The organism is Mycoplasma sp. 06067-C1-B144P-99-0482-3 (genome assembly GCF_051053925.1).
Taxonomy (GTDB): Bacteria; Bacillota_I; Bacilli_A; order Mycoplasmatales; family Mycoplasmataceae; genus Mycoplasma; species Mycoplasma leachii.
The window spans coordinates 933,614-947,249 of the sequence record NZ_CP144017.1 but is presented as its reverse complement, the minus strand read 5'-3'; the positions used below and the strand labels follow the sequence as shown (position 1 = coordinate 947,249).

Genomic DNA, 13,636 nt, shown 5'->3' with positions numbered 1-13,636 from the left:
TAGTGATTTTAAAATTTATTTTAAAATTAAAAAGAGGTAAAATAATGGAATTTATCAATATTGAAAAAACAATTAACTCTTTTATAAAAAATAAATACTTTAAAAATGCAGCTATTAGAATTGCTAAAGATAAAAAAGTTATTTATGCTAAACAATTTGGATATAATGATCAAAATAATACTATTTTATTAAAAGGTAATGAGATTTATCAAGCTTATTCAATGACTAAACCTATAACTACACTAGCTTTTTTACTTCTAGTAGATAAAAAACTAGTTAGTTTAGATGATGATTTATCTAAATATATTCCATCATTTAAAGATAAAAATATTAAAATTTGAAACTTATTAACTATGACTTCAGGTTTAACTTATAGTGGTAATAAGTTAAATACTCAACTTCAAATTAAAAAAATATTAGAAGATTGAAAGCTAAATAATTTAACTTTAGAACAATTATGTGATGAATTAAGTAAAGTTGATTTATTATTTATTCCATCAACTAATTGATATTATGGATTAAGTTTAGATGTATTAAGTAGAGTAATAGAAATAGTTTCAAATAAAACTTATAGAGATTTTGTAAAAGAAGAAGTCTTTAACAAATTAAATATGAATGACTCTGATTATTATTTATTTGATAATAAAAGAAAAGCAAATGTTTTTAAGTGATCTTATAAAGAAGATCAAAATCATTTAGATCAAGTTGAAAACTTTGACTTTTTATTTCAATCAATTGATAAATTATCAGTATGTAATTTAGGTGGTAGCGGCTTGTTTACAACAGCTGATGATTATTTAAAATTTCTAAATGTTTTAATTGATGGTAAATTAGAAGATAATAGTCAGTTCATTTCATTAGATTTATTAAATGAAATGAAATCAGATCAACTTACTAAACATAACTTAAAACAATTTTTTAATTGAAATTTAAATGAAGATTATAGTTATGGATTTGGTGGAAGAGTTAGAGTTAAAAATGAACTATACCCACTAACAGAAGTTGGTGAATATGGATGAGACGGATTATTAGGTTCATCTGGATTAGTTGATACTAAAAACAAAATTACAATGACAATAATGTTATCTTCTCATCCTGGACATAACAAACTAGTTGAAACTAAGTTTTTTGATGCTTTATATCAAGATTTAAGAGTAAATAATCTAGCTTAATTTTTTAATTTTTATTAGTTTTATTTTAATATAAAAACTAAAAGAATTAATATGATAATAAAAAAGTATAAATTAATAAGTAAGGAAATAAATGAAAAAAATATTAGGAATAGATCTTGGTGGAACTTCAGCAAAAGTTGTAATTATTTCACAAAGCGGAGATTTAGAACATAGTTTTTCTATAACTAATCCAAAAACTAAAATTATAGAAAACTTATATTTTGAAATTCAAAAAACTTTAAAGACACTAAACATAGATGAAAAAAACATTATGTTAGTTGGAATAACAGCTCCTGGATTTGTTGATCATGATAAAGGAATTGTAATTATGGCTCCAAATATTGAAAATGGATGATTTAATTATGATTTAAAAACTGAAGCTGAATTTTTATTTAAAAAACCTGTTTATGTAATTAATGATGTTAATGCTGCTGCACTTGGTGAATATAAAAAAGGTTCAGGATTAATTTATAAATCAGGGTTGTTTTACTGATTAGGGACTGGAATTGGTGGAGCTATAATTTCTGATGGAAAACTAATTTCAGGATCGCATGGGTTTGCTGGAGAATTTGGACATGGTGGAAGTAATCAATACAATTTAAAATGCAATTGTGGATTAAATAATTGTATTGAAAAAGTATGTTCAGCTACAACAATACCAAACTCACTTTTAAAAATTTTAAATAATAAATATCCTGAATTTTATAAAAAGCATTTTTTAAATATTAAAGATTTAGATATGAAACTTTTATTTGAAATTTATAATAATTTGAATAAACCAATAGAGTTAAAAAATAGTTTATTAGAAGTTTATAATGAATTATTCAATCATATGTCATTATTAATACATGCTTTAGATCCAGATGCAGTTATTATTGGTGGTGGTGGATCTTTAGCTGGAAATAATTTATTAGAATTATTTGAATTTGGTGTAAGAAATAAATTAACAAATTCATATAAAGATATAGTTGATTTTAAATTAGCTTTATTAAAAAATGATGCCGGAATGATCGGTGCTGCTTTTTATGCTTTAGAACAATCACTAAAAGCAAGTTAAATATAATAAAAAAGTTCAAATGTATTAACATTTGAACTTATAAAGTAGTCCTACGTTTCCCAGTTTAAGCATAAAACAAGAAAACATACTTATGTAAATTTTTGATCTCATAAGTTATGTTTTTTATAATGTAATGTCTAAGTGACTTTTTCTTTTGTTAAAAGCTCTAATAATATTTGATAAGTTTGCCAACTTTCTTGTAACTCATAATTATACACTTGTATAGTTTCGATTTTTTGTTTATTTACAAATACTTCAATTTCTTTAACTTCTTTGATAACATTAATCACTTTATGCTCAGTGATTTTGCTTTTTCCAGTCAGTCCTAATTTTGAATTTAGAATGTAGATGATGTAGTTTAAAAACACTAATGAAATGAAACATAAACAAATGTAACCAACAATATGGTTTCAAGTTGATAAATACATTGGACGAAGAGATAATTTACCTTTTAATGTCTTGAAATTAGACTCAATTTGTCATTGTTTTGAATATAAATTAATAACTTCTTTTACTGATAAATCTGTTCTGTTTGTTTCATAAACATAGTATCCATCATATTTTTGATCTTCTTGTATTTTTTCTATGTCAAGTTCATAAAATGCACCTTTGTTTATAGGTTTAAAGAATCTATATTTTTTAGATCCCGCTAAATCATCACAAGAAACAAGATTATCTTTATTCATTTTCTTAGTGAAATTTTGAATTAAAATGTCTCTATCGTTTTTGTCTTTAGTTGCTCGTTTTTGACTAAAACTAATTATTTGTCTTCTAAAATGTCCATTAATTCTTTTTTTATTGTATGAAGATGCAATATCACGAGTTTTGTATATCAAACCACCATCATTTATATAATCTTTTTCATCTAATATATACTCTTTAAATTGTTTGCTTTCAGCTTTCATTCTGTATGAGATTATGTATTTTCAATTCTTAGATTCTAAAAATCTAATATTTCTATTAACACTCATTCCTTTGTCAGCAATTATAGTTACACTGTTAACTTCATAAATATCTGCAATTTCAAGCATAAATGGTATTAAAGTATTTGAATCAGCAACATTTCCTGGAAATATTTTGTAGTGTAACGGTATTCCATTTTCATCAGTTGTCATACCTATAACAATCTGGTCTTCTTTAAATTTTCCATCTTTTGAATAACCAGTTTTTTTATAACCTTCACGAGAAAATGTTTCAAAATAAGTAGTTGTTGCGTCAAATCATAATACATCAATTTTTCTATTGGTATTTGCACAAATTTTTGCATTTAAATTTCTTAAAATTTCATCTTTGTTTTTTGCTATATAGTCTAATGATCTATAAAATGAATTTTTTGAATGAGTGTCTATTTTTTCTTTTTTTGCTGTCTTATAAGTGTTAAAAACATTTATTGGATTTTTAATTCTTTGATAAATCAACTGTAAAACAACATCTTTTAATGTTGTCGATTTTGTGGGAGAACAATCATTAAAAATATTGAAATAATCAAATAGTTTTTCAACTACTTCGTAACCTTTAAACCTTTCTAAAACTTCTTTTTTGGTTTCTTTTTTCTCTTTAAAAATTTCATCTAATTTAGTTCTTGCTTGTTCTTTTGTTCAAGACAATGGAAAGTTTGCAATAATTGCTTTGATAATTGCTAGCGGATCATCATGATATTGTTTTAATTCATGTAAATATCCATATCCTAATCTATATACAAAACCTTTGTTATCTGGTCTTGGCACTCCAATTGATAAGTATTCGCCTTTTTTAACTCTTGCTATTGATGTTCTTCATTGTCTTTTTACATCATTTCTTGACTTCTTCACGTCTTTATTATATCATATATAAGCATAAAAGCATAATAAATTATATTTTTTTATAAAAAAATATAGCCGCTGAAAACTGAGTGTTTTCGCGACTAAGTGGGAAACGTAGGAAAAGCAAGTTAAATATAATAAAAAAGTTCAAATGTATTAACATTTGAACTTATAAAGTAGTTATTAACTACTTTTTTATTATTTAAAATTTAGTTGCCTTAGATTTTTTAAAACTTTTTAAACTTTATCTAATGAACTAATATATGTTGGTTTACCATTATTTTTTAACAAATTATTACAATTTTGAACTTTTAAAAGCATTGAATCTGGTGCAAGTTGGTTTTAAAATGCTGTATTCATTTTTATTTACTAAAGTTTAAATAGCAACACTTAGTGTTTGTTTATTAATTTCCTTTGGTTTAATTCACTACTTTTATAAGTAATACTCAATATGTATCTAATTGATAATTACATTAAAAGAAGTATAAAATTCAAAATTTTAATTTAGTTTTATTACCAATATTAAAATCATTATTAATCATTTTAATTTGAATGTCATTACTATGAGTAATTATAATATATTTTTATTATGCAATTGTTCCACCGATTGTTCCACCTATCAATAATAAGGTTAATGAACTTACTGATAATACTGCTACAAATGGACTAATACCTTTTATAAATTTTGCATAATCGATTCTTGTAATTGCAATAGCTCCCATAACAACACCGCTTGTTGGAGTAATTAAATTAACTAATCCTGATGCAAATGAAAATGCTGTAATTGATCCTGAAGCTAATACATCTTGTTGTTTTAAAACAACACCAATTAATAATGGAAATACTGCGCCCGCAAATCCACTAGTTGAAGGAATTAAAAATGACAATAGGATAAATAACAAAAACATTACTAAAAGAATTAATATAGGTGATTCAATAGCACCTATTGATGACTGTAATCCTGCTACAAATAATTCTTGCATACGCGTTACTTTTAATATTCAAGTAATACCAGCAGCAACAGCAAGAACTAAACATACTCCTAAAAGATCACAAGCACCAGCCATAAATTCTCTAATAAATTTTTCTTCTCCTAAAGAGTTAACAATTGCTAATAAAATTGAGCTGATTAAGAATATAGCTGCTACTGATTCTAATCCACCATGACCAAAACCATCATCAGTTCCTGTTAGGTATGGAATGTGTTCTTTAACAAAGTTAGCTAATATTTCAGAGTTTTTATTGCCTAAAATTGAATCTCATTCCACTAGATAAAATATCATTATTAAAAATGCAACACCAAATATTGAAATTGTTAATTTTCTTCTTCAATTCATTTCTATTTTTTCAGTAGAATTTGATAAGAAAAATTTTTTGTCTTCTTCTAAAGTTTTAAATACTATCGATTTAACGGGGTTATTTTTAACTTTTTTAGCATAAAGAACAACCATAGTAATTGATATGCTCATTAAAACTATAAAAGATACTAAACGCCAAAATAATTCATCACCAGTGTTTGTTATTTTTCCTACTTTATTTAAACTATCAACAGCAATACTAATCAAGAATGGGTTAACAGTTGAAGCAAGAACTCCTGTTCCAGCACCAACTAAAACAATTAATAAACCTGTAAATTTATCAAATCCAGATGCAATCATTAAAGGAATACATATCATATAAAATCCTAATGATTCTTCAGCCATACCCTCTGCAGTTCCACAAATACCAAAAAATATCATCAATGAAACAATTGCTCAAATTTCTTTACCTTTCATTTTAGAAACTATCAATTGAGAAAATCCTTCTAAAGCTTGTGATGCAACAACTACATTTATAAATGCTCCCAAAGAAAGAATAAAGACTATAATTTCAGCTCTATCAATGAATCCTTGCATAGGTGCTTTAAATAAATCAAATATACCAACAGCTAAAATTGTTTTAGTTTCTACTCCTTTATCTGTTGAAATTTGTACTGTAACCCCTGCTCATTTAAATATTCAAGATATTAAAACTAATATAGCAATTGTGATAAATAGTATTGAGAATGCAGACAGCATTTTAAATTGTCTTTTTTTCTTTTTTACTACTTGTTTATGATTTTGTCTTTCAATAGCCATACTTATTTGCCTATTGTTGCAACCATAACAGCCTTAATTGTATGAAGTCTATTTTCAGCTTCTTCAAAAACAACTGAGTGTTTAGATTCAAATACTTCATTTGTCACTTCCATTTCAGGAATTCCAAATTTTTCATAAATTTGTCTTCCAACTTCAGTATTTAAATCATGAAATGATGGTAAACAGTGCATAAAAATTACATCAGGCTTAGCAACTTTAATTGCATCCATATTAACTTGGAATGGTTTTAATAAGTTAATACGTGATTCTCATACTTCAGCTGGTTCACCCATTGAAACTCATACATCAGTATAAATTACATCAGCATCACTACATGCTTGTTTCATGTCTTCAACAAATGAAATTGTAGCATTTGTTTCTTTTGCAATTTCTTTAGATTGATTTACTAAATTTTCGCTTGGTCATAATTCTTTTGGAGCTGCTCCTACAAAGTGCATTCCCATTTTTGCACAACCAACCATTAATGAAGTAGCTACGTTATTTCTAGTATCTCCTGCAAAAACCAATTTTAGGCCTTTTAAATTACCTTTATATTCTTCAACTGTTAAAAAATCTGCAAGAATTTGAGTTGGGTGAAACTCATTAGTTAATCCATTATAAACTGGAACTCCTGAATATTTTGCAAGATCTTCAACAACAGCTTGTTCATATCCTCTAAATTCAATAGCATCATACATTCTACCTAAAACTTTTGCAGTATCTGCTACTGATTCTTTTTTACCAAATTGAGAACCTGATGGTCCTAAATAAGTAACATGAGCACCTTGATCTAATGCTGCTACTTCAAAAGCACATCTAGTTCTAGTCGAATCTTTTTGAAATAGTAAAACAACGTTTTTTCCTTGCATTGTTTGAACTTCATTACCAGCATACTTTGCTCTTTTCAAATCTCTAGATAAATCTAATAAATATCTAATTTCTCTTGGAGAAAAATCTAATAATTTTAAAAAACTTTTACCTTTTAAATTTAAAGCCATAATTTTAATCCTACCTATTATCTTTTAATTTCTTGTAAGTCTTCTCTTCATAGTGGCATAGTCATACATCTTGGACCACCTCTACCACGAGATAATTCTGATGAAGCAATAGTTAATACTTCAACACCTGCTTTTCTTAATAAGTCAATTGTAATTCAATTTCTTTCATAAGCAATAACTTTACCTGGTCTTAATGCTACAACATTAGTCCCATCATTTCACTGTTCTCTACTAGCACCAACAACATCATTACCACCACATCGAATAATTTGAACTTCTCTTCCTACTGCATCACTTAATAATTCAATTAATGTTTTTTTAACTTCTTTGGTTCCTTGTTTTGAAACTTCATAAATTTTAAATTCATCAATGCAATCAAAAATTAATGGGTGAGCAATAAATTTATCATAATCAATATTTGTAAATACAGTATCTAAATGCATAAATGCACGAGATTTTGGAAGATCTAAAGCAATAACTTTACTATAACTTGATTCTGGATCGTTAAATAGTCTTTCACTAAATTTTTCAATTGCTTTTAGTGTAGTTCTTTGAGTAACTCCAATTATTAAAGTTTCTTTATTTAAAACTAAAATGTCTCCACCTTCAATGGTTTCTTCTTTTCAATCTCTTTCATAATAGTAAGGCACTTGATTTGCAAATCTATTATGATGTTTAAATACCAAATCAGGGAAAATTGTTTCTCTGTTTCTTGTTACAGATCACATTCTATTCATTGTTATTCCAAAACCAACACTTGAAAATGGATCTCTTTGGAATAAAACATTTGGTAGCGGATCTGCTATAAAAGGGTATGCTTTATATCCTTCATCAATACCTAATTCAAGCTTTTTGGTCCCAGCAATCATTTTTTTAATCATTCTATAATTATCTAAGCTACTAATAAAATCACGATATTTTTCTTTATATTTATCTTCAATATTTGCTTCTGAAATAAATTGATCAATAAATTTTTCTCTTAAGTCTGGGTGTTGATCTAAAGTTTCTGCAGCTAGTTTTTCAATATATAAAACTTCTACTCCATTATCACGCATAATCTTAGTAAAAGCATCATGTTCTTTAACAGCTACATCCTTAAAGGGAACATCATCAAATAATAATCTTTCTAAAAGTTCAGGAGTTAAATTTTCAATTTCATCTCCTAGCCTATGAACAAGAACTGTTTTTAAAGTTCCTATCTCAGAAAAAACATTTATCTTTTTTTTCACACCTAATATACACCTTCTTATAATCAACTTTAGTGTTGTTAATTTTATTTAATGGTGTTTTATTATCCTATTTATCTAACTTTTCTTATACTAGTTTAAGAGTTGTTGTCTTTTTATCATTAGTTTATATTTTAAGTATTTTAAAAAACAACAATGTTAGTTTTTAAAAGGTTATTACTTTACTAATTTGTATTTTGTACTAACTCCTAATTTTTTAGCATCAAGTGCAACTATTTTTGTTATTGTGAGTCTTATGTTTTATTATGATCAAATATTTAAAAATAAATTTTTAGATCTAATATTAAGTTTTATAAATTTTAATTTATGTCTTTATAAATCTTTTTTTATAGTTTTAGTATTATTATTTGAAATTTATTAATTGTTTTAAGACTATTGTTTAGTTTTTGTATTTTAGTACTATTATTTAAATTTAGATTTAATCATAATTATTTAACTAATTTATCAGTTAAAATCATTTTTTGACTATTTGAATTTATTAAATTAGAAGTACAAAAGTGCAAAAACAAGTATGTAAGGCAAACACCATTAATCTAATTTCATTTTAACATAATTTTTAAAGTGTGAATAGCAGTGAGTGTTAATGTTGGATTAGCAGTGAGTGTTAATTTAAATTGACTTTAAAAGCAAAGTTTTTTATTCTTATACACACTAACCTTTAAATACAAAACAAAGTTTTGCTCTAGTATTTTACTAGAGGTAAAATTACACACTGTCATAGGTTTTTTAAAAAATAATGCAATCTTTAAAAAATATAAAATTATAATTTAATTTTTAAGCAAAATAAAAAGTTCAAACACTTATGCATTTGAACTTGAATAATTTATTTATTTTATGATTATAATCATTTTTTAAAGATTTTTTTATAAACCATTTTAGTTAATTGAGCAACTACACAATAACTAAAAATGATTGTGATTGAAATAGGAATATAAATTAATCCAGGACTTGTTAATTGAACCAAATTTCCAATTTGACTTACATAAACAATCATAAAGGCAATTATTGTAGCCATAGCTCCAATTACATAAACAGGTCAAGTTGAACGAGATTGAATTATTGGTAGTTTTTCAGTACGTAATACTTGGAAAACAAATGTTTGAGATAATAAACCAATAATAAATCAACAAGCATGGAACTTAGCTAATCATAAATTAGCTAATGAAATATCACTAGAAGCAATTGCACTATTATAACTAGTAATATAACCAAAATAATAGCCCGCAATTGCAAATGTTATTAAATCAAAGAATGTACTTATTGCTCCATTAATTGTTGTAAATGGTAAAAGGTCTTTTGATTGCCATCGCTGAGGAGATGTTAAAAATGTAGCATCAACTTTATCTAGTGCAACTCCAAATTGTGAAAAATCATAAATTAAGTTTTGTAATAAAATTTGAGCAGGAGCCATTGGTGAAAATGGTAATCAAACTGTTCCAATTAAAACTGATAATGAATTTCCAAAATTTGAAGCAGTTGTTATTTTAATATATTTTAAAATATTTCCAAAAATAGTTCTTCCTTGAATAATTCCTTTTTCTAAAACTAATAATGATTTTTCTAATAAGATAATGTCACTAGCATCTTTTGCAATTTCTGTTGCATTATTAACTGAAATAGCAACATCAGATTGTCTTAATACAGGAGCATCATTAATACCATCTCCCATATAACCAACCACATGATTATTTTGTTTTAAAACTTGAATAATTTTAACTTTTTGTAATGGATTTAACTTAACAAAAATATTATTATCTTCAACAATCTTTTTTAATTCATAATCACTAGCAGCATCAATTTCTTCACCAGTTACTAAACCTTTAATATCTAAATTAACCATTTTACAAATAGCTCTAGTTATAGGCTCACTATCTCCAGTTAAAATTTTTAAATCTACTCCATATTTTTTTAATAACTTGATAGTTTGTTTTGTTGATGGTTTTGGTGTATCTAAAAATGATGCAAATCCCATAAAGATTAATGACTCTTCATCTTTTGGACTAAATTTAGCTTGATTATCTCTAATTTTTTTATACGCAATACCTAATAAACGTTTACCTTGTTGATTGATTTTTTCATAATAAGCAATAATTTGTTTTTTAAAAGTATCAGTTAAATTAACAACTTTATCATCTTGAATAACTCTTGTACAAGAATTCAAAATTTCTTCAACACTACCTTTTGTAACCATAAAACGTTTTTCGTTTTCATCATCAAAAATAATAGTTAGTTTTCTTCTATTAAAATCAAAGGGTATTTCATCAATTTTAGTAATATCTTGAATAAAAAAGTTATGATTGTGTTTATTAACATAATCAACAATTGCTTTATCCATTGGATTTTTTAACCCAGTTTGATAATAACTATTAATATATAAGTATTTTAATAGCAAAGGATCAGCCTTTTTATCAACTCTTAGATAGTCAATAAGTTCTATTTTATCGTTTGTTAATGTACCAGTTTTATCAGTACATAAAACATCAATAGCTCCAAGTGATTGAATTGCTTCTAATTGTTTTACTACTACTTTTTGTTTTGACATCTTAGAAGCTCCATTTGCTAAATTAGTAGTTACTATCATTGGTAACATTTCAGGAGTTAATCCAACTGCAACAGCTACAGCAAAAAAGATTGCTTGAAATCAAGGGTTGTCTTTAATATTATCAAAAGAACCACCACTTGAAATAGTTCCAATAATTGATTTTGCTAAATAAACTGTTGGAACCATTACAAGCATAAAAATTAATAACATTCTTGTTACTTGTTTAATTCCTTTTGTAAAGCTTGAATCAGGGCGTTTTTCTAAAATAGCTTTACTAATAGTTGAAAAGTAAGTGTCATTTGCAGTTGCTAAAACTACAGCTAAAGCACTACCAGAAACTACACTAGTTCCTGTATAACAAATATTTTCTAAGTCCAAAATATTATTTGTGTTTTTTTTATTATTTGCATGTTTTTCAACTGGTATTGATTCTCCAGTTAAAGATGATTGATTAATAAATAAATCAGTTGATTGAATGATTCTAACATCAGCAGGTAGCATATCGCCACTTGATAAATAGATTAAATCACCTGGAACTAGTTGTTTAACATCAATTTCTTCACCAAGTCTAATTAAATCTAACTGATTTCTTTTAGTTATTTTTATATAATCTTCTACATCTTCATCATTTTTATGTCTGATAATATTAGTAGTACTTTTAACAATAGAACTAATTTTTTTAGTAACTAAATGAGATCTTAATGATTGAATAAAAGAAGCTAAACCACTTCCAAGAACCATTAATAAAACAATTAGTGCACCTACTAATTCAAATTTAGAATCACTACTATTTGTTTCTTGATAAAAACCATTAGTAGCATATGAAATAAAATTATATAAAGAAATTAGTAATAAAATGATATTAAATGGACCAAAAAAAGCATGTAAAAACTCTGCTAATAAGTTAAACTTTTTCTTTTTTAACTCATTAGTTCCATATTTTTTTAATCTTAATTCAAATTGTTCGTTAGTAAGTCCAAAATGTTTAAGTTGTAATATTTCTAATACTTCATTTTGTTCTAAATTACTAACTTGTTTAATGAATCTTTCGTTTGCAAAGTGGGTCTTTTTTTTGTGTCTTGTTATTTTTTTAGGAGAAAACTTTCTCTCTTTAAATAAAAACATTTCTTCACTCCTTTACAAGACTAAATAATGTTATAAAAGACCTATAAGAACAATATGGGATTATTTATAACATTATTTAATCTTTTTATATATTTACTATGGGACTCTGGACTTTCATCTATAGAAAAAGTTAAATTTGTCATAAAATAATCACCACCTTAACTATTTTATTATACTTTAAAAACATAATATATAATAAAAATTAAATTAAGATATAGATAATAAACTATAAAATAAAACTTGTATATTTAAATAAAAAGTTTTGTTTTTAAATTATTTGATTTATTTGATTTTTATAAAATTAAATAGATGATATATAAGTAAGGAGATCTAAAATGCGCGATCATAATTCATCTAATAATTCAAACGATCATCAAAATTTTCATCCAAATAATCAACATCATAATTATTTAGATGATAACTACTATGATCGAAATCAAAGTTCTATTTCAAATTATCATAATCACTATCAAGATAATAGATATTATAATCAAGATTTTAGATATCATACAAACTATCAAAATCAATACAAAAATAATGAATACTACTATAATCAAGATTTTAGATATGAACAAAATTATCAACAAGAATATGAACAGCAAAAATATTATGAAGAACAATCTGAACAAGATAATCAATCAAATAATGAAAAAATAAAATTTGAACCTGATATAAAAATAAAAAATATAGTTAAATTATCTTATTTAAAATTTTGAATTTTATTATTTGTATTTACTTCTTTGATTGGATATTTTGTTATTTTTTTAATAAGTAAGTATAACAACTTTTTATATGATCCAAACAACATACAAAAATATAGTAAATCACTTCACAATTGACTATATACAATGAACAAATTTAAAGTATGACATTTAATAGCAGTTATTATAATTTTGACTCTAATTTGATTTATATATATAGTTTTAGTATCAACACTATTTAGTAACTATAAAAAATATCTAAAAGATATGCAACAAAGAACAGAAGAATATCAAGCACAAAAACTACCTATGCTTTATTTAAATAAACCAGAAGAAGGTATGGCACCTTTATTAATTAAAAAAATGTATGAAAGACAAATTAAAAAGCCATACTATGCTAATTGATTTTGTTTGGTTATATATATTTATACTGGTGTTGGTGCTATTATTTATTCAATGTTTGTAATGTTTAAATGAGGTTCTGGAAAACTTCAAGATAATGAAGCAATTCATAGGTTAACATTAAAACAATATTTTGCTCAACCAGGTCAACTAACTCCTTACTACATTTTATTAGGAATTTTTCTTGGAGTTATTCTTATACATATAATTACATTATTATCTGTTAAATATGTTCGAAACGCTTTAGAAGAATATTGACAAACTCCTATTTTATCTGATGAAAAAATAAAAGAATTAGAAAAAAAAGCCAATCGTAGATCACTAATCGTCTTTATTATATTAATTATAATTGCATTTTTTGTACTAGCTTTCTTCTTTATATTCTTTAAAATTGAAAGAAGAAAAGGTTCAATATTTAATGTTTTTAAAAGATCAGAAAAATAAAAATTAATAAAAACCTATACTTATAACTA

8 protein-coding genes are annotated in these 13,636 nt (G+C 25.0%); 3 read left to right on the top strand and 5 right to left on the bottom strand.

What is annotated here, in order from left to right; translation table 4 throughout:
- The first annotated feature begins 44 nt into the window (after positions 1–44).
- Both V2P32_RS04170 and V2P32_RS04165 read left to right on the top strand, forming a co-directional pair.
- Positions 45–1,172: a serine hydrolase domain-containing protein gene (locus V2P32_RS04170; protein WP_434343441.1), complete on the top strand. Its 1,128-nt coding sequence runs from the start codon at positions 45–47 to the stop codon at positions 1,170–1,172.
- Positions 1,173–1,263: 91 nt separating this feature from the next.
- A complete protein-coding gene (locus tag V2P32_RS04165) occupies positions 1,264–2,229 on the top strand; it encodes an ROK family protein (RefSeq protein WP_434343440.1) in 966 nt (321 codons plus the stop codon).
- Between the two features lie 137 nt (positions 2,230–2,366).
- On the opposite strand, the gene V2P32_RS04160 is transcribed toward V2P32_RS04165, so the two are convergent.
- From V2P32_RS04160 to mgtA, 5 genes are all read right to left on the bottom strand, one after another.
- Entirely contained in the window at positions 2,367–4,040 is a 1,674-nt protein-coding gene (locus V2P32_RS04160; protein WP_434343439.1) for an IS1634-like element IS1634 family transposase, read from the bottom strand.
- A 578-nt stretch (positions 4,041–4,618) separates the two neighbouring features.
- Positions 4,619–6,088 carry a YfcC family protein gene (locus tag V2P32_RS04155; RefSeq protein WP_434343996.1) on the bottom strand — a complete coding sequence of 490 codons (1,470 nt, stop codon included), beginning with the start codon at positions 6,086–6,088 and terminating at the stop codon, positions 4,619–4,621.
- A 62-nt stretch (positions 6,089–6,150) separates the two neighbouring features.
- On the bottom strand, positions 6,151–7,146 hold the full coding sequence (argF, locus tag V2P32_RS04150) for an ornithine carbamoyltransferase (protein WP_434343438.1): 996 nt from the start codon (positions 7,144–7,146) through the stop codon (positions 6,151–6,153).
- Between the two features lie 17 nt (positions 7,147–7,163).
- Positions 7,164–8,375, bottom strand: coding sequence for an arginine deiminase (locus tag V2P32_RS04145; protein WP_434343437.1), 1,212 nt, complete (start codon positions 8,373–8,375; stop codon positions 7,164–7,166).
- 856 nt (positions 8,376–9,231) lie between these two features.
- Positions 9,232–12,060: a magnesium-translocating P-type ATPase gene (mgtA, locus tag V2P32_RS04140; protein WP_434343436.1), complete on the bottom strand. Its 2,829-nt coding sequence runs from the start codon at positions 12,058–12,060 to the stop codon at positions 9,232–9,234.
- A 335-nt stretch (positions 12,061–12,395) separates the two neighbouring features.
- Between mgtA and V2P32_RS04135 the strand changes: the two genes are divergently transcribed.
- Positions 12,396–13,607 (top strand): MSC_0882 family membrane protein, encoded by a 1,212-nt coding sequence (locus V2P32_RS04135; RefSeq protein ID WP_434343435.1) that lies wholly within the window; start codon positions 12,396–12,398, stop codon positions 13,605–13,607.
- The last annotated feature ends 29 nt before the right edge of the window (positions 13,608–13,636 follow it).